The 15989-nt window shown below is 61.6% G+C and carries 19 protein-coding genes and 1 pseudogene; 7 read left to right on the plus strand and 13 right to left on the minus strand.

Features of this window, described 5'->3' with window-relative positions; translation table 11 throughout:
* Positions 1-8: 8 nt before the first annotated feature.
* Positions 9-884: an AraC family transcriptional regulator gene (locus BM026_RS24635; RefSeq protein ID WP_071490691.1), complete on the plus strand. Its 876-nt coding sequence runs from the start codon at positions 9-11 to the stop codon at positions 882-884.
* On the opposite strand, the gene BM026_RS24640 is transcribed toward BM026_RS24635, so the two are convergent.
* A complete protein-coding gene (locus tag BM026_RS24640; RefSeq protein WP_092248843.1) occupies positions 826-1413 on the minus strand; it encodes a LysE family translocator in 588 nt (195 codons plus the stop codon). The two genes, BM026_RS24635 and BM026_RS24640, sit on opposite strands and share 59 nt — an antisense overlap.
* 226 nt (positions 1414-1639) lie before the next feature.
* Here BM026_RS24640 and BM026_RS24645 point away from each other — a divergent pair, with 226 nt between their 5' ends.
* The gene (locus tag BM026_RS24645; protein ID WP_092248840.1) at positions 1640-2482 is read left to right on the plus strand and encodes an alpha/beta fold hydrolase; all 843 of its coding nucleotides are present in this window, start codon (positions 1640-1642) and stop codon (positions 2480-2482) included.
* An 8-nt stretch (positions 2483-2490) separates the two neighbouring features.
* Here the strand turns inward: BM026_RS24645 and BM026_RS24650 are convergent, their stop codons facing one another.
* On the minus strand, positions 2491-2925 hold the full coding sequence (locus tag BM026_RS24650; RefSeq protein WP_092248837.1) for a winged helix-turn-helix transcriptional regulator: 435 nt from the start codon (positions 2923-2925) through the stop codon (positions 2491-2493).
* A 106-nt stretch (positions 2926-3031) separates the two neighbouring features.
* On the opposite strand from BM026_RS24650, the gene BM026_RS24655 reads away from it, so the two are divergent.
* On the plus strand, positions 3032-3730 hold the full coding sequence (locus tag BM026_RS24655; protein ID WP_093530429.1) for an SDR family oxidoreductase: 699 nt from the start codon (positions 3032-3034) through the stop codon (positions 3728-3730).
* A 26-nt stretch (positions 3731-3756) separates the two neighbouring features.
* On the opposite strand, the gene BM026_RS24660 is transcribed toward BM026_RS24655, so the two are convergent.
* Positions 3757-4386, minus strand: a complete 630-nt coding sequence (locus BM026_RS24660; protein ID WP_092248831.1) for a ribonuclease T2 family protein — start codon at positions 4384-4386, stop codon at positions 3757-3759.
* A gap of 37 nt (positions 4387-4423) precedes the next feature.
* A complete protein-coding gene (locus tag BM026_RS24665) occupies positions 4424-5404 on the minus strand; it encodes a Gfo/Idh/MocA family protein (RefSeq protein ID WP_093514537.1) in 981 nt (326 codons plus the stop codon).
* A 126-nt stretch (positions 5405-5530) separates the two neighbouring features.
* Between BM026_RS24665 and BM026_RS24670 the strand changes: the two genes are divergently transcribed.
* Positions 5531-5893: an NUDIX hydrolase gene (locus BM026_RS24670; protein ID WP_092248826.1), complete on the plus strand. Its 363-nt coding sequence runs from the start codon at positions 5531-5533 to the stop codon at positions 5891-5893.
* Positions 5894-5929: 36 nt separating this feature from the next.
* On the opposite strand, the gene BM026_RS24675 is transcribed toward BM026_RS24670, so the two are convergent.
* From BM026_RS24675 to BM026_RS24690, 4 genes are read right to left on the minus strand one after another with little or no spacing between them, the layout of a single operon-like run.
* A complete protein-coding gene (locus BM026_RS24675; protein WP_092248823.1) occupies positions 5930-6397 on the minus strand; it encodes a periplasmic heavy metal sensor in 468 nt (155 codons plus the stop codon).
* A complete protein-coding gene (locus tag BM026_RS24680; RefSeq protein ID WP_092248819.1) occupies positions 6394-6825 on the minus strand; it encodes a hypothetical protein in 432 nt (143 codons plus the stop codon). Before BM026_RS24680 ends, BM026_RS24675 begins: the two co-directional genes overlap by 4 nt.
* Complete coding sequence (locus BM026_RS24685; protein ID WP_071490701.1) at positions 6822-7400, minus strand: RNA polymerase sigma factor; 579 nt, start codon at positions 7398-7400, stop codon at positions 6822-6824. Before BM026_RS24685 ends, BM026_RS24680 begins: the two co-directional genes overlap by 4 nt.
* A 15-nt stretch (positions 7401-7415) precedes the next feature.
* Positions 7416-7727, minus strand: a complete 312-nt coding sequence (locus BM026_RS24690) for a YXWGXW repeat-containing protein (RefSeq protein ID WP_092248816.1) — start codon at positions 7725-7727, stop codon at positions 7416-7418.
* A 199-nt stretch (positions 7728-7926) separates the two neighbouring features.
* Here BM026_RS24690 and BM026_RS29250 point away from each other — a divergent pair, with 199 nt between their 5' ends.
* Both BM026_RS29250 and BM026_RS24695 read left to right on the plus strand, forming a co-directional pair.
* The gene (locus BM026_RS29250) at positions 7927-8067 is read left to right on the plus strand and encodes a hypothetical protein (protein WP_170856113.1); all 141 of its coding nucleotides are present in this window, start codon (positions 7927-7929) and stop codon (positions 8065-8067) included.
* Between the two features lie 145 nt (positions 8068-8212).
* Complete coding sequence (locus BM026_RS24695; RefSeq protein ID WP_093514538.1) at positions 8213-9157, plus strand: GGDEF domain-containing protein; 945 nt, start codon at positions 8213-8215, stop codon at positions 9155-9157.
* Positions 9158-9423: 266 nt separating this feature from the next.
* Here BM026_RS24695 and BM026_RS24700 read toward each other — a convergent pair whose 3' ends face one another.
* The 5 genes from BM026_RS24700 to BM026_RS24725 form a co-directional block, all read right to left on the minus strand.
* A complete protein-coding gene (locus tag BM026_RS24700) occupies positions 9424-9681 on the minus strand; it encodes a hypothetical protein (RefSeq protein WP_093514539.1) in 258 nt (85 codons plus the stop codon).
* 190 nt (positions 9682-9871) lie between these two features.
* Positions 9872-10780 carry a helix-turn-helix transcriptional regulator gene (locus BM026_RS24710; RefSeq protein WP_092248806.1) on the minus strand — a complete coding sequence of 303 codons (909 nt, stop codon included), beginning with the start codon at positions 10778-10780 and terminating at the stop codon, positions 9872-9874.
* 36 nt (positions 10781-10816) lie between these two features.
* A complete protein-coding gene (locus BM026_RS24715) occupies positions 10817-11512 on the minus strand; it encodes a fumarylacetoacetate hydrolase family protein (RefSeq protein WP_092248803.1) in 696 nt (231 codons plus the stop codon).
* 101 nt (positions 11513-11613) lie between these two features.
* Positions 11614-11943 carry a hypothetical protein gene (locus tag BM026_RS24720; RefSeq protein ID WP_043206222.1) on the minus strand — a complete coding sequence of 110 codons (330 nt, stop codon included), beginning with the start codon at positions 11941-11943 and terminating at the stop codon, positions 11614-11616.
* A gap of 80 nt (positions 11944-12023) precedes the next feature.
* Entirely contained in the window at positions 12024-14525 is a 2502-nt protein-coding gene (locus tag BM026_RS24725) for a TonB-dependent siderophore receptor (protein WP_093530431.1), read from the minus strand.
* A gap of 253 nt (positions 14526-14778) precedes the next feature.
* Here BM026_RS24725 and BM026_RS24730 point away from each other — a divergent pair.
* A pseudogene (locus BM026_RS24730) lies at positions 14779-15989 on the plus strand (type IV secretion protein Rhs); the annotation flags it as partial.

Below are 15989 nucleotides of genomic sequence, written 5' to 3' on the forward strand. Positions count from 1 at the left end.
GCCCGCCCATGACTGCTGCCACTGCTCCGTATTTCTGGCGTGACCCCGCGCTGGCCTTTATCGAGGCGCGGACCATCGCCGATGGGCGCAAGGTCACCTACAGCCGGCATGCCCACGAGCATTTTTCCATCGGTGCGATCACCACCGGGCGCAGCTATTACCACTATGGCAGCGAGACATTCCAGATCAGCGCCGGCACGGTGGTGTTGATGAATCCGGGCGATGTGCACGCCTGCAACCCCATCGACAATGAACCGTGGTCCTACCAGATGCTGTACATCGACACGCCCTGGCTGACGGAGTTGCAGCATCAGTTGGGCTTCAGCACCGACCAGGGTTACCGACCGTTCAATACGCCCCATACCCAGGACGCCGTGCTGTACCGTGGCTTGCTGGAGTTGTACCGCATCCTGGTCGATGAACAGGCCGAGCACTTGCAGAAACAGGACGCGCTGGTGAGTTACTTCAGCGACGTACAACAGCGCCTCAACCCAGCCGGCACCCCGCTGCGCGAGGTCAACCACAAGCTGGAGCGGGCCGCCGAGTACATCCGCACGCACTGCACCGAAGGGGTGAAGCTGGAAGACATCTGCCTGGCGGCCGAACTGTCGCCGTCTTACCTGATCCGCGCCTTCAAGCAATATTACGGGCTGACACCCCATGCCTTCCTGGTCAACCAGCGCATCCAGTTCGCTCGCGCCCGATTGCGTCAGGGCGCGCCCATCGCCGACGTGGCGCTGGCGGCGGGGTTTGCCGACCAGGCGCATTTCCAGCGCGCGTTCAAACAGCATTTCGCCGCAACGCCAGGGCAATACCGCGACGTGCTCAAGCCATCAGCAAATAACCCACACTGGCCACCAGCAACGCGGCCATTGAACGGTTGAATACGCGCACGCCCTGGGGGTTGCCCAGGTAGCGCCGCAGAAACGTGCCGGCATAGGCCCAGCACGCCACCGACAGATAGCAGATCACCAGGTAGAGTCCGGCAAACAACCACACCTGCCGTGCATCGCCATCAGCGACGAACAACCCCATCCCGGCCACACACGCCAGCCAGGCCTTGGGGTTGAGCCACTGCATGATCGCGCCGTACAGCATCGACGGCGCCGTGGCACTGCCATCGGCGTCCAACCGACCATCGTCCACCGCCAGCTTCCAGGCCATGTACAGCAGAAAAGCTACCCCGCCCCACTGGATCAACTGGGTCAGTATCGGCCAACGTATCAGCACCTCATGCAACCCCAGGCCAATCAACACCAACAGCAAGGTGAAGCCCACGGCGGCCCCCAGGACATGTTTCTGGCTGGCGACAAAACCGAAACGCGCCCCCGTACTCAGTGCAACCACATTCACCGGGCCGGGGGTGATAGACGTGGCGAGTGCGAAGGCAGCCATGGAAATGATCAGACTCATTGCAGTTCCTTTTTATTCGAGCGAGTGACGATGGGACCACGGTAAAGGGGCCGCTCGGTCGAGGTATTGAAGAAAATGCCCCTCGCTCACTTAGATGCTTTTATTCCATTGATATAACTGTATTTTTTTCTTTCGCACTGGCGATTTTGATAGGCAAAAATGCGTATTTGCCGTGCGGGGGCCGATGCTAGAGTTCAATTCCTACTGATCAAAAAAAGGAACCGCCATGTCACGTCGCCTGCTGGCAGCCGCCTGCCTGATGTTGTGTTTTTCCGCCGCCCAAGCCGCTGAGCGCTGGGAAACGCTGCCGCCAACACCCGCCCCCGTGGCCGGTGCCAAGACCGGCTATGCCGCCGTCAACGGCATCAAGGTCTACTACACCCGTACCGGCCATGGCTCGCCGGTGGTGCTGCTGCATGGTGGCCTGTCCAACTCCGATTACTGGGGTAATCAGGTCAAGGCCCTGGCAGCCAGGCACACGGTGATCAGTATCGACAGCCGCGGCCACGGGCGCAGTTCGCGGGATGAAAAACCCTATGGTTATGACTTGATGGCCGATGACGTGGTGGCCGTGCTCGACCACCTGAAAATCCCCCGCGCCGACATCGTCGGCTGGAGCGACGGCGCCATCATCGGCATCGACCTGGCCCTGCGTCACCCGGACCGCCTCGGCAAAGTCTTCGCCTTCGCCGCCAACACCCAGACCGCCGGGGTGAAGGAAGGCGTCGAGAAGAACCCGACCTTCGCCGCCTTCATCGAGCGCGCCGGCAAGGAGTACGCCAAGCTGTCGCCGACGCCGAAAGAGTACGACGCGTTTGTCGAGCAGATCAGCCATATGTGGGCCAGCCAGCCGAACTGGACTGACGCACAATTGCAAAGCATCAAGACGCCGATCCTGATTGCCGACGGCGACCATGACGAAGCGATCAAGCGCGAACACACCGAGTACATGGCCGCAACCATCCCCGGCGCCGGCCTGCTGATCCTGCCGAACACCAGCCACTTTGCGTTCCTGCAAGACCCGGCGTTGTTCAACGCAGCCCTGCTGGGCTTCCTCGACAGCAAGTAGGCACCGCCTCAAGCTCCGGGCATCTGGGTGACGATGTCGCCGATGCCCAACACCCGGCCATCCTCGGCGAGGATCTCGACCTTGCGCAGTGGCTTGAGCGAGCGCGCATCCAAGACTTGCGCGCCGACCTCCTCCGGCTCGGTATAGGCCTGGCCCCACTGCGCCAGCGTCACCAGCACCGGCATCAGCGCACGGCCCTTGTCGGTGAGTTGGTATTCGCTGCGTGCGCCGACTTCGCTGGTCTGCAACAGGCCTTGCTCGACCATGTCCTTGAGCCGTGTGGCGAGGATGTTTTTCGCCACGCCCAGGTGTTTTTGAAAATCACCGAAACGCGTTACTCCGGCAAAGGCGTCGCGGATGATCAACAACGTCCACCAGTCGCCCACCACGTCCAGGGCGCGGGCCACCGGGCAGCCATCGCCTTCCAGGCATTTGCGTTTCATCGTCGGGCCTCCGGGCACTTGCAAAATGAGGTTGCATTATAGGACCAACAGGCTCAGGATAAAAACGGTTTCATTATTAAACCTAACTAACTGTCTGGAGCGCATCATGGATATTCGTGGAAAAGTGGTACTGGTCACCGGCGCCAATCGCGGCCTGGGTAAAGCATTCGTCATTGCCTTGCTGGAAGCCGGCGCGGCCAAGGTCTACGCCGGCGCACGCGATCCAGGCAGCGTGAACATCCCCGGCAGCACGCCGATTGCCCTGGACATCACCGACCAGGCCAGCGTGCAGCGCGCCGCAGAGCAGTGCACCGATGTAGACGTGGTGATCAACAACGCGGGGCTCCTGAAATACGGCGCGCTGCTGGCTGAAGACAGCGTCGAAAACCTGCAACAGCACTTTGACGTGAACACCTTCGGCACCCTGCGCGTCAGCCGTGCCTTTGCGCCGATCCTGGCCAGGCAAGGCGGCGGCGCGCTGATCAATGTGCTGTCGGTATTGAGCTGGCTCAGCCCGCCCGGCACTGGCGGCTACAGCGCCTCCAAGTCCGCCCAGTGGGGCCTGACCAATGGACTGCGCGGCGAACTGCGCGAACAGAAGACCCTGGTGATCGGCGTGCACCCCGCCTACATCGACACCGATATGGTGGCCGACGTGCAGGCGCCGAAGAGCACGCCCCAGGACGTGGTCGCCATCACCCTCAAGGCCCTGAGCGAAGACCGCGAGGAAGTGCTGATCACCGACATGACCCTGGCCGTGAAGGCCTCGTTGTCCACTGACAGCCCGGTCTACCTCAACAACTGATCAACCCGATGCCCGCCAGCGGCTTATCACCGCTGCGCGGGAATCCGCACGTCGCCATCGCGGCACTGGGTTTTCACACTGCGCGGGCAACCAGCAAAGGCCAGGTCCTTGGTCAGGCATACCCGCACCTCGGACAGCACTTTGCCTTTGCAGATGACTGCCAGCCCATGATTGCCCATGCGCGGGTTGCTTTCACGGAACAACGCCTCGATCTCACTGGCCTGCAACGCCGGCGGCGTATTGAACGGCTGCAGTTGCTGCGGAATGCTCACCACCCCCAGCGCCTGGTCGGTTTTTTCCAGGTAGGCCGACGGTTCCAGGCCACTGCAGGTGCCATGCTTGGACCATTCATGCTTGAGCAATGCACGGGTCGGAAACAGTGTTGCGCCCTTCTCGATTTCTTCACGACTCAACGGCGACTGCGGCGCACAGGATGCCGGCCAGCCGCCACGCGCATATTGCGGCCACAGGCCATGCAATACAAAACCGTAGCCTTTACCGGAGCACTGTTCATTGTCCGGGTGGGTCAGGCAAAAAGTCGGCGACCACGACAACGACAGCACATAAAAATCAAACTCCCCCGGTGTGCCTTGGCTGCGCGGAGCCGCCATCGCACTGGTGGCCAGCACCAGCCACATCGCCATCCAGTATTTCATTTGTCTGTTCCTTGGAAAAAAGACCACCCTAACGCGCCTACTCAGGACGATGGGGGTTACGTTGTAGCACCTTGTCCAGGATCCGATCGGTCTTCAACGCTTCGATGCCCAGCGATGGGTGCTCGGCTTCGCCACGGATATGTGCGTTCATCGCCAACACGTGGTGCCACTGGATATGCGCATGGCACGGCACTTCCAGCACTTCGCACGATTCACCCTCAAGGTGCAGCGGCTGGTCTTCGAAGACCGAGAATCGGATGCGCCCACGGCTGCCGATCAGTTCCACCCGGTCCTCGCGACGGTCCGCGACAAAATTCCAGCAGCCCATGCCCAGTGCCCCCGAACTGAACGTCCAGCACGCCGTCACTGCATCCTCGGCCGCATACCTCCCGGCTTGTCGCGCGGTAAACCCTGTGACCTCAACGATATCCCCGGCCAGGTACTGGAACAGGTCGAAACCATGGCTGGCCAGGTCGGCGAAGTAACCACCGCCAGCGATGGTCGGGTCGGTGCGCCAGTTGGCGGGGCTGGCGTCGTCGGCACCCGGTGGCTTGCACAAGGTCCAGGTCAGGTGGCGCAGTTCGCCGATGCGCCCATCTCGCAACCAGTCGCGCACTTGCTGGAAACGCGGCAGTGAACGGCGGTAATAGGACACAAACAGATGCAGCCCGGCACGCTCGAAGGTGCGCTGCATCAACGCGCTCTGCTCGGCGTTGAGCGACATGGGCTTCTCGACGCAGCAATGCTTGCCGGCCGCCGCGACCATCAGGCTATATTCGAGATGGCTGTCCGGCGGCGTGGCGATGTACACCGCGTCCACCTCGGGGTCGTTGATCAGCGCCTGGGCGTCGGTGTAGAAACGCGCAATGCCATGGCGTGCCGCATAATCACGCACCGCCGCTTCGCGGCGCCCCATCACGGCCACCAGCGCAGAACCTGGCGCTTTGTAGAAAGCCGGTCCACTCTTCAATTCAGTGACACTGCCACAGCCGATCATGCCCCAGCGTACGGTGCTCATCTGCCCTCCTCGTGCGTTTTGATCAATCGGGCAGTATCCACATCCCCACACGTCAGCGCCATAAGCACTTAGCATGACAATTGCATTACACTTTTATGACACTCATCCCGCTGCGGGGCACAGACGATGAAAATACGTGCAACGGTCATTTGCGAACACGAGGGGCATATCCTCTTCGTGCGCAAGGCCAGATCCAAATGGGCATTGCCGGGAGGCAAGGTCGAACGCAACGAGCGCCCGGTCGGCGCGGCCGAACGCGAGCTGGAAGAAGAAACCGGATTGAACGTGGACGGCTTGCTGTATTTGCAGGAACTCAAGGCCCGCGACACCGTGCACCACGTGTTCGAAGCGTCGGTGGTGAACGTCGCCGATGCGAAACCTTGCAATGAAATAGTCGATTGCCAGTGGCACCCCTATGGCGCCATGGACGAGTTGGACACCACCGATGCCACCCGCCACATCGTCAAATCCTTCCTGCGTCGCCTGTAGTTCAGCGCTCCGGGCGCAGACCTACAAGCGCCACGTTCAGGACTGAGGCTTGCGGCCTGCCGCCTGCCCCCGCAGATACAACGCCTCCACTAACTTCTGCCGCTCCTCCCGAGGCAGGGTGCTGGCGAACTGCGCCAACGTCGTGTCCACCAACGCACGCAGCGCCATATCGGCTTCACGGGCCTTGGCCAGTTCCGCCACCAGCACATCCCGATCCAGGGTCGGCGCTTCCAATTGCTTGATCACGCCCATGCGCGCTTCACGCCCGGCCATGATCAGCGGCTGGCTGTCGGCCCGGTTGTGCCGCAGCAGTTGGCGCAATTCCCGGCGGCGCTCCGGCGGCAGCTTGATCATCGCCTGGCGCAAGCCGTGCTGATTGACCACCGCCTCCGCGGGCTTTGCACTGGCCATCCAGTGGTAGAGGCCACCGCCGACGCCGCCGATCAGGAACACGTTGAGCAAGGCCGAGGCCAGCAGCCAGGGTTTGAGGGACTTCAGGCTCATTGCTCGGTGTCCTCGGCATTGACGGTAAAGATGACTTGCGCATCGCCTTGATCGAAGACGCTGGGCAACACCTCGGACGACAGCATCGGCAGCGGCACGCTCAGGGATGCCACCAGCATCCCGGTGACAATGCCCGCAACACCCACGCCTACCAGGCCGGCCGGCGACAACCAGCGGGCATAGCGCGACCAGAACGAATGGCCGCGCGGGGCCGACAGCTGAATCTGCCGCGCCAGCGAAGGATCGACGTAGGCCAGTTGATGGCTGTCCAGTTGACCGTCGAGCCAGCGCGCCTGTTGCTGGGCCTCATGCGCAAGCACATTGCCGCTGTCCAGCAAAGCCTGGGCTGCGGGCTGTTCAGCGCGGGGCCAGCGGTGCAGGTCGGCGCCATAGGCGTCGGCCAGGTAAGCAAAACGTTCGGGTGTCATGGTTTTCCCCTTCCTGGGCGGGCAAGCCCGGGTGTGTCGGCAAGTTGGCTGCGCAACTGGCGTCGGGCCCGCGACAGCAGGCTCTCCAGTGCCTCGACGCTGATGTTCATCAGGGCCGCGGCGTCGATGTTCGACAGCTCCTGGTAGTACTGCAACACAATCGCTTCGCGCTGACGCTCGGGCAGCGCCGCCAGGGCGGCAGCCATCCGGGCGCTGCGATCGGCGGCTTCCAGCTGTTCATCCGGCGTCAGTGCGCTGTCTGTCAGCGCCAACGCTTCCTCGTCCTCCAACGGGCGCTCCTTGCGCCGGCGCAGACGGTCGTGGCACAGGTTGAGCGCCACCCGGTGCAGCCAGGTGTCGAAGCGCGCCTCGCCACTGCGCCAACTGGCGGCGTGGCGCCAGATGCGCAGGAAGCTTTCCTGGGCCACGTCCCTGGCTTCGTCGGCATCCCCCAGGATCCGGCCGGCGAGCGCCAGCAGACGCGGCAGTTTGCGCGTCACCATTTCGTTGACGGCCGCTGGTTCGTTGTTACCGATGCGCGCCAGCAGTTCAACGTCCGGATCAGTGTCTTTCAATCGGGCAATTCTCGGTCAGCGGATCCAATGCCCTTCACGCCAGTACCAATTGGGGCCGTGAGCCTCCCAATGGCCCGGTTCCCAACGCGCATTGCGCATCACCGGCTGCCAGTGCCCAGGCACCCACCCATAGCCGTGCCCTTCCCAGCGCCAGTGGCCGCGGTCCCAGGCGTAACCCGGGCGCTCCACGGGGATCACTTCAACGCGTTCCGGTGGCGGTGCCTGGCGGATGATGATTTCGGTCTGGGCAAACACAGGGGTGCTGACAAGCGCGGCAAGGACCAGCGGAGCAAGCAAGGCATAGCGCAATTTGGCCAGGGGTCTCATGGCAACTCCTTCATGCAACACGCGAAAGTGCGGGTGCTGATGGGTTGAACGGCGGGGGCCGGAAAATCCGTCGCAGATTTTTTGCGCAGTATTGCGCAGGGGGTGGCAGGGCTTGATGAAATGTTTGAAAGCTTTGCGACGGATTTATGCCGGTGGCCGCGTTGAAGGATTGACGCTGATCAACCCAAGAGGAAACACCATGTATCGCCGACTTTACATGCTGGTTGCCGCACTGCTGATCGTCAGCCTCAGTGGCTGCGTGATCCTGCCGGAACATCGCCATTGCTGCTGGCGCTACTACGGCGCGCTCGATGCCCCGAGCCACACCGTCGATGCCTGACCCAGCGCAGTACACCGGATACCCCGGTCAACAGAGGGTCGCCCCGTCCGGCGACCTCTCGTCTGCTGCGCCGCCGAAGGCTTGACTCGGCGCCCCGATCGAAAGACGCTCTTGGCTTTTCGCCATCATCCAGAGCAGCCGCCCCATGAGCATCGACCCTCCGAGCCAGCCCGACAGCGATGTGTACAAGACCTTGCTGGAGTCGACCAAGGCCATCCCCTGGCGTATTGATTGGCAGAGCATGACCTTCAGCTATATCGGCCCGCAGATCGAGGAGTTGCTCGGCTGGACCCCGCAAAGCTGGGTCAGCGTGGACGACTGGGTCGAGCGCATGCACCCGGACGACCGTGAATATGTGGTGGATTTCTGCGTATCGCAGTCCCGCGCCGGGGTCGATCACGAAGCGGATTACCGCGCGCTGACGGTGAATGGCGACTACGTGTGGATCCGCGATGTGGTGCACGTGGTGCGCAAGGACGGCGAGGTCGAGGCGCTGATCGGTTTCATGTTCGATATCAGCGAGCGCAAGAAGACCGAAGAGCACCTGGTGCGCTTGCAGAAACAACTCGAGGAATATTCATACCAGGATGGCCTGACCGGTATCGCCAACCGCCGCATGTTCGACACCGTGCTGGAACGGGAGTGGGCCAGCGCCCAGCGCAGCCAGTTGCCACTGTCGTTGATCATTCTGGATATCGATTTTTTCAAGCAGTACAACGACCACTACGGCCATATCAAGGGCGATGAGTGCCTGCGCCAGGTGGCACACACCTTGTCCCAGGCGGCCAATCGGCCACGGGATTTCATTGCGCGCATCGGCGGCGAAGAGTTCGTGTGGTTGCTGCCGGAAACCGATGCGCAATCGGCCAGGCAGGTGGCGCAACGCTGTCTGCACCTGATCCGCCAGCAGCAGATCGAGCATGGTCATTCGGCGGTATCGAGCCTGCTGAGCCTGAGCCTGGGCGTGGGTACACGTATCGTCAAACCTGATACGCCGATGCTGGGGTTCGTCGAAGAGGTCGACAAGTTGCTGTACCAGGCCAAACGCAATGGACGGATGCGCGCGGAGTTCGGCGACAGTGAAGTTTGACGCGAAGGTCAAATCCCGGGCAAAAAAAATCCCAAGTAGCTGATGGAAACTTGGGATTTAAAAATGCATAAACCGTGGGAGGTGAACGCCCGGCTATAGTAACGATTGTAAAAAGCTGTAACAAGATTATTTTAATCCTTTCGTCGGATTAAAAGCGCTGTAAGTCATTCAATAACCACACATTTTTTAAGGTAGCCAACCCTATAAGTGCCACTTTTTGGTGCAACTTCTGGTGCTATTTCCACTGATAAGAAAGGGTTATTGAGTTAAGGCGACTTCACACTTTCCGATATACGCTCGCTCAACTGTTCGCAGGCATCTTGTGTATCGAGGCTATTGGGCAACACCGAGCGCGCCACACTTTCCACCTGTCGGCACAGCGCCAAGCGCTCATTGGTCGCATCCCGCTCGCGGTCGACCTGGGCATTGAGCTGCACAAAATAGACCCCCAGCAACACCGCCGCGCAAAGCACTCCGATCACGAAGTAGCGAAAGTTGTTGGACGGCGGCTCGGATGGACTCATGGCTCACTGCGCCCTGCTCTTCTCATACTCAGATGGTTTTGCACCACCGAGGTGCGAAGGGTGAAGAGCGTGTCGACATCGTCCTGCGTCGCCGCGCGGATAAGCGTTTGCATACTGGCCTCCCAATGAAGGACCCAATTGTATGTAAATTGAAACACAGCGATTGTCGTGGATTTGTAAAACCGCCGCCCTACAAGGCCTGGCCATGTTGCTGGCGACGGAATTGCCCTGGGGCCAGGCCATGGGCCTTGCGGAAGCAGCGGGAGAAGTACGCTTCATCGGTAAACCCGCAGCGGTGCGCAATGGGACCGATCATCTGCGCACTGTTGAGCAACAAGGTGCGCGCCAACTGCAGGCGGCGGTCGAGCACCAGTTGCGAAAACGGCTTGCCAGTCTCCTTGCGCAACAGGTGCGTGAGGTAGTTGGGTGACAGGAACGCCGCCGCCGCCGCGTCAGTAAGGTTGAGGGTCGGCTCGTGCAGATGCTCGCGGATGTAGCGTTGCACCCGCGCCAACGCATCCTTGCGCCCGCGCCGGGTGGCGTTGTTGGCGGCGTACGCCTGCAACGGCTCGGCATACTGTCCGCAGACCAGGCCGATCAGTTGAAACAGGTAGCCCTTGAGACGCTCGCGGGCGCCAAAGGAACGGCGGGCATCCAGTTCGCGCATGTGAGCGAGCCAGCTTTGCACCTGCTCAAACGCCGCATCATCGAGGATGAAGTCCAGGTGTTCCTGGAAGCGAAACGGCGAAAGCTCCGGCGCCTGGCCGATGGGAATGTCTTCCAGGTCGAGGGGGTCGCAGGTCAGTTGCGGCAGGAGAAACCCCTGGCTGAAGTTGATCAGCATGAACTCGCCGTCTTCGGGGTGGGGGATCACATGCAGGCGATGGGGCAGGATAAAGGCAAGGGCCTTGCGCGGGAACGGCCGCACAGCGCCGCCAATGTGCTGCACAGTGTCGCCGCCGAGGTTGACCTGGATCTGGAAGTATTCATGCCGATGCGGGCTGGTCAGCGCCGCCCGCCCGCGCTTGTCGCGGATGTAGAAGTCGGGGCGGTCGCTGCGCTGCTGCATGCCGTAGGTGGTAACGCGGGTGCCTGGCATAACGGTCTCTCGGGTGGCCGGGTCACCACTTTAGCCTCAAGCCTGGCCGAGGGTGAACTGCAACTCGCCGATGCCCTCGATGCCCGCCGTGACCACATCGCCCGGCTGCAAGGCACCGACACCTGCGGGGGTGCCGGTGAAGATCAGGTCGCCCGCCTTCAGCGCGACAGACTTTGAGGCATGGCTGATCACTTCGCTGACCGACCAGATCTGGTCGGCCAGGTCGCCCACCTGGCGCTGTTCGCCATTGACATCAAGCCAGATTTTTCCGCTGGACGGATGCCCTACCGCGCTCACCGGGCGCAATGCGGTACTCGGCGCAGACGCATCAAACGCCTTGGCCCACTCCCACGGCCGCGAGAGTTTTTTCGCATGGGCTTGCAGGTCGCGGCGGGTCAGATCGACGCCGACGCCATACCCCCAGATGTGGGAAACCGCCTGTTCCGGACTGATATCCACGCCGTCCTTGCCGATGGCCACCACCAGTTCCACTTCGTGGTGCAGGTCGGCGGTCAGCGGTGGGTAGGCGATCACACCTTCGGCGGGCACCACGGCATCCGCCGGTTTCATAAAGAAAAAGGGCGGCTCGCGGTCCGGGTCGTGACCCATCTCACGCGCATGCTCACTGTAGTTGCGGCCCACGCAGAACACACGGCGCAGCGGGAAGCGCGCATCGCTGCCCTGTACTGCGAGGGATGGGGTTGGTGCGGGGATGAATACGTAGTCAGTCATGGCCTGTGCCTCTGGATTTGCCTGGCGCCAGTATGGCCAGGGGCGCCGAGGGAAAGTTGGACAGGCTTACGCAGATTTTGCACGGGGCGGTGCTTGCTCGATCATTTGCGTGCGACCTTGTAGCGCACGCAATCCTGATAGAAACCCTGGCGAATCGCCTCGGGCTTGAGCCGCGAACGGCTGTCGTAGGTCTGTTCGGTGATGCCCATGGCCATCATGCGCATCCAGGATTTGTTGAACTTCATGCTCTGGATCTTCTGCCGCGCCGCGTACAGCGACACCCCCGACAGTTTCAACTCCTGGGCCCTGGCCGCGGTGCCGGCGCCCCAACTGCACATGTACTTGTCACCCTCGCGCAGCTCCCGAGCCTGCACGGCTGCCGCGCCGCCGGCCAGGGAGCAGGCGATCAGCATGATTCCAACAGTGCGCATTTGCATCCCCACCTAACCACCTGAAAATAAAAGCGATTCTGGCGAGGATTTAGTTACAAAGGGGCCATTAAATTGCCTTATCACCACTGATAGGTTGCGCTCGCCTGCACGGTACGCTGCGAGCCATACCAGCACCACGAATAGGAGTAGCAGGACGCGACATACTCTTTATTCGCCAGGTTAGTGGCATTGAGCGCCAGGCGCAGGTTGTCCTTGAGGCTGGTGATGTTGGGGATGTCGTAGTGCACGGCGGCATCGAACAAGGTGTAGCCCGGCACCTTGAGGGTGTTGGCGGTATCGCCCCACGAAGACCCGACATAACGCGCTCCTGCGCCGGCGCCGAAGCCTTTGAGTTGACCGTCATGGAAGGTGTAGTCGGCCCACGCCGAGGCGGTGTGGCGCGGCACGCCGTAGGTGGTGGTGCCTTCGGCGGGGATGGCCGGACCTACGCCGATATCGCTGATGGGCGCGTACCGCACGGTGTTGTTGGATTTGCTGATGCGGTTGTCCAGGTACGCGTAGGCCGCCGTGATGTCGAGGTTGTCGTTGAGGCTGGCCTTGCCTTCCAGCTCGAAGCCACGGGATTGCACTTCGCCGTCCTGGCTCTGGCAGCGCCCGGTGCCGCACAGGTGGGTGGGGTCCGGGTCGGTGGTCAGCACGTTGGTCTGGCGCAGGTCGAAGATGGCCGCAGTGATGAAGCTGTTGCTGCCCGGCGGCTGGTATTTGATGCCGATTTCATACTGCTTGCCTTCCGTCGGCTTGAACACCGAACCGCCGTAACCGGTACCCGATTGCGGGTTGAACGACTCCGCATAACTGGCATACGGCGCCAGGCCATTATCGAAGAGATAGACCAGGCCGATACGACCGGTAAACGCCTTGCTGTCCAGGGACGACTCGGATTTGGCGCCGGTGCGCAGGGTCTTGGTGCTGCTGTCGGTGCTGGCCCAGTCATAGCGACCGCCCAGCAAGAGCACCCATTTGTCCCACTTCATCTGCTCTTGCAGATACACGCCGGTCTGTTCGCTGCGCGAGGTGCCATCAGTGGTGTAGGCCGGCACCGGGACGGCTGCGCCGTAGACCGGGTTGAAAATATCCAGGGTCGGACCTGCGGTGTACACGCCGGAGCCGGACTTGGTGTCGGTGCTGGTGTTCTGGTAGTCGAGCCCCATCAACAAGGTGTGCTGCAACGGGCCGGTGTCGAACTTGGCCTGCAGCTGGTTGTCGAGGGTGTAGGCATCCAGGTCGACATCGCTGGCGATGGTCGAACGGCGAATGGTGCGGTAATCCGCCATCAGGTAGTTGTTGTACAGGCTGCGGTACTGGCCTTCGCTGCGCAGGTAACGCGCATTCTGGCGCACAGTCCACACGTCATCGAAGTGATGCTCGAACGCCCAGCCGATCGAGTAGTACTCGCGGTCGCTTTTCTCGAAGTTCTTCTCGCCATCGTAGAAATCCACATCGATGCTGCGTCCAGTCGGGCTGTGCAGCACCGAACCCCAGGCCGGCACCGAGCCGTAGGAAGCCCCCTTGGGGTCCTTCTGGAAATGCCCGAGCAAGGTCAGAGAAGTGGCGTCGTCCGGACGCCAGGTAAAGGCGCTGGACAATGACTGACGGCGCGTCTCGGTGTGCTCCACCTGCCCATCGGCATCGTCGAAAAGCCCGGCCACACGGTAGGAATACACGCCCTGATCATCCAGGGGGCCACTCAAGTCGAAGGTGGTGCGCTTCTTGTTGAAGGTGCCGTATTCCACGCCCACTTCATGAAACGGCGTGTCCAGCGGGCGCTTGCTGACCATGTTGATTACCCCGCTCGGCGTGCCCTGCCCGTACAGCACCGACGCAGGGCCGCGCAGCACTTCCACGCGTTCCAGGTCGAAGGCATCTTTCTGCGGCAAGGCGTCACGGCTCGAGGGCATGCGCAGGCCATCGAGGTAGGTGGCCGGGGAGAAACCGCGGATGGTCAGTTGATCGAGACGCGATGCGGTGGCGCCACGGGTTTCCGGGATGACGGCGGCGCTGTAGCGCAGGATCTGGTTGAGGCTCTCGGCGTTCTGCGCACGCATCTGGTCTTTGGTGACGATGGAAATCGACTGCGGGGTTTCGATCAGCGCGGTGTCGGTCTTGGTACCCGACAAGCTGCGCGTGGCCACATAGCCGGCCACCGGCCCGGTCGGGCTTTCGGCCTGGTACGCGCCGCTGATGGTGGTGGCCTGGAGTTCCATGGCGCCACCGTTATCCGGGATGGCTTCGAGGCGGTAGCGGTCGGCGGAAATCTTCAAGGCTTGCAGGCCGCTGCCGGCGAGCAATTGGCTCAGTGCCACGTCGGTGTCGTATTGCCCGCTCAAACCCTTGCTGCGCTTGCCCCGGGTCAGGCCCGCATCGAAGGCCAGCACCAGACCCGCCTGCTCGGCCAGGCTATTGAGTGCCTGGCTCAAGTCACCTGCAGGAATCGAGAAACGGCGCAGCGCGCTGCTGCTCTCTTCGGCATAGGAAGACTGAACGGTCAGCAACGGCACGGCGGCAAAAGCCATCGCCACTGACAGAGCCAGTGGGTGCAAGGGACGAGCAAGGCGCGACATGGGAAATCCTGCGTAAGGGAGGTTCTATTAACCATGACGGCCATGTCGGGAAATCGGGCAAGGATGCGAGCGATTTTTATTTGGCGGGCAATTTTGCAATCAGGTTTATCGCTTTTCGGTGTAGCACTTCGAGCTGACTTTTCGCGGTTTTTCCCCCTGCGTAGTGGGCTCTTTCTGAATTTTCCAACCGTTCATCCAGCCGCATTTTGCTGCGGCATGCTCCGACGCCTTGCCCTTTGCCGAGACGTCACGGATGACCCACGCTGCCCACATTGCCCTGATCGAATTTGAGCTGGATGGCTTTCATCAGAGCCTGGTGATTTATCGCCAGCAGATGAACGCCTGGTATTCGCGCGCGCTGGATTCAGTGAGCCATGCGGCTGACATGCCGTCGTTGCTGGGGATGGACCGGGTATTGCGGGTTGGCGATTCGCAGCGTTCGGTGAGTCTTTCCGACACTGACCTTTCGACCGTGACCCGCTGCCCGATGGGCGGTGAACTGAAGATCGAGAGCAAGTTCGAGTCGGTATATGACGTGCCGATCGGCAATATCCCGGTTGAGGTCATCGGCCTGGATGACGGCAGTTCCAGCGTAATCATGCTGGATGAACAGGGCAAGGGCTCACACCACTGCGCGGCGGGTGGGCGCTATCAGGTGCGGGTGCAGGGCGGTCTTTCCAGCGAGCAAGTCGACGCGTTGTTTGCCTCCTACGACGGGTTGATGGGGGATCTGCAGCAGTGGCTTCGGGAGCAGTGGTCTGGCTTTAAACCGCACTGGGAGCGCTCGACCGCCAGTGCGATTGGCAGCGGTCTGTTGGCGGGCAGTTGGGCGGCAATTCACGACGTGTGGGACAGCATCAAGCTGGTACAGGCGATTCTTGAAGACCCGCTGCAGTTCGCCGACCAGTTAGGTGATCAAGCCGCCAAGTTGGCACAAATCGCCACCGATACGCCAAAGGTCATGGAGCAGGCCATGTTGCTGGCCAGTGACGAGGCGGCGCTGTACCTGATGGTACGCACGGCGATGCTCTGGCTGGACGCATTACCGCCCAGTGAAATGGCCGAGGTAGCGGCAGGGTTAGTGGTGTCGCTGCTGATTGACCTGGTGATTGGCGCCGTGTTGACCATCGCCTTGCCGGCGGCGGGTGTGGCGTATCTGAGCTTGCGGTTGGTCAAGTATGGAGCGGCGATTCTTGAGGCGGCGGTGGGTTTTGTTAAGGGCCTGTTGGCGATTCTGACCAAATTCATGCAGGCGGTGGATCGCTACAAGGCGGTGGCGGTTCGCGGGGTAGTCGGCGGGCTCAAGCAAGGCACGATGCAGATACGCTGGAAGGCGCGGCAGAACGCGGTGCTGAAGCAGAAAGAGCATGTGGATGACGTGCCGGTTTCTGCTCGCAACCCGAATGGGGATGCGGCGGCATCTTCGGACAAGACCGCCACCAACGGCTGCCCGGTGTCGATGGT

The organism is Pseudomonas sp. NFPP24 (assembly GCF_900112095.1).
In the GTDB taxonomy this organism is placed as follows: Bacteria; Pseudomonadota; Gammaproteobacteria; order Pseudomonadales; family Pseudomonadaceae; genus Aquipseudomonas; species Aquipseudomonas extremorientalis.

Excerpts from the sequence above, each read along its gene's own strand:
- BM026_RS24640 (WP_092248843.1), bottom strand. The coding sequence starts at position 1,413 with ATGAGTCTGATCATTTCCATGGCTGCCTTCGCACTCGCCACGTCTATC.
- BM026_RS24700 (WP_093514539.1), bottom strand. The coding sequence starts at position 9,681 with ATGAGTCCATCCGAGCCGCCGTCCAACAACTTTCGCTACTTCGTGATC.
- BM026_RS24725 (WP_093530431.1), bottom strand. The coding sequence starts at position 14,525 with ATGTCGCGCCTTGCTCGTCCCTTGCACCCACTGGCTCTGTCAGTGGCG.
- BM026_RS24690 (WP_092248816.1), bottom strand. The coding sequence starts at position 7,727 with ATGAGACCCCTGGCCAAATTGCGCTATGCCTTGCTTGCTCCGCTGGTC.
- BM026_RS24650 (WP_092248837.1), bottom strand. The coding sequence starts at position 2,925 with ATGAAACGCAAATGCCTGGAAGGCGATGGCTGCCCGGTGGCCCGCGCC.
- BM026_RS24695 (WP_093514538.1), top strand. The coding sequence starts at position 8,213 with ATGAGCATCGACCCTCCGAGCCAGCCCGACAGCGATGTGTACAAGACC.
- BM026_RS24635 (WP_071490691.1), top strand. The coding sequence starts at position 9 with ATGACTGCTGCCACTGCTCCGTATTTCTGGCGTGACCCCGCGCTGGCC.
- BM026_RS24660 (WP_092248831.1), bottom strand. The coding sequence starts at position 4,386 with ATGAAATACTGGATGGCGATGTGGCTGGTGCTGGCCACCAGTGCGATG.
- BM026_RS24680 (WP_092248819.1), bottom strand. The coding sequence starts at position 6,825 with ATGACACCCGAACGTTTTGCTTACCTGGCCGACGCCTATGGCGCCGAC.
- BM026_RS24665 (WP_093514537.1), bottom strand. The coding sequence starts at position 5,404 with ATGAGCACCGTACGCTGGGGCATGATCGGCTGTGGCAGTGTCACTGAA.
- BM026_RS24645 (WP_092248840.1), top strand. The coding sequence starts at position 1,640 with ATGTCACGTCGCCTGCTGGCAGCCGCCTGCCTGATGTTGTGTTTTTCC.
- BM026_RS24715 (WP_092248803.1), bottom strand. The coding sequence starts at position 11,512 with ATGACTGACTACGTATTCATCCCCGCACCAACCCCATCCCTCGCAGTA.
- BM026_RS29250 (WP_170856113.1), top strand. The coding sequence starts at position 7,927 with ATGTATCGCCGACTTTACATGCTGGTTGCCGCACTGCTGATCGTCAGC.
- BM026_RS24710 (WP_092248806.1), bottom strand. The coding sequence starts at position 10,780 with ATGCCAGGCACCCGCGTTACCACCTACGGCATGCAGCAGCGCAGCGAC.
- BM026_RS24720 (WP_043206222.1), bottom strand. The coding sequence starts at position 11,943 with ATGCGCACTGTTGGAATCATGCTGATCGCCTGCTCCCTGGCCGGCGGC.
- BM026_RS24655 (WP_093530429.1), top strand. The coding sequence starts at position 3,032 with ATGGATATTCGTGGAAAAGTGGTACTGGTCACCGGCGCCAATCGCGGC.
- BM026_RS24675 (WP_092248823.1), bottom strand. The coding sequence starts at position 6,397 with ATGAGCCTGAAGTCCCTCAAACCCTGGCTGCTGGCCTCGGCCTTGCTC.
- BM026_RS24670 (WP_092248826.1), top strand. The coding sequence starts at position 5,531 with ATGAAAATACGTGCAACGGTCATTTGCGAACACGAGGGGCATATCCTC.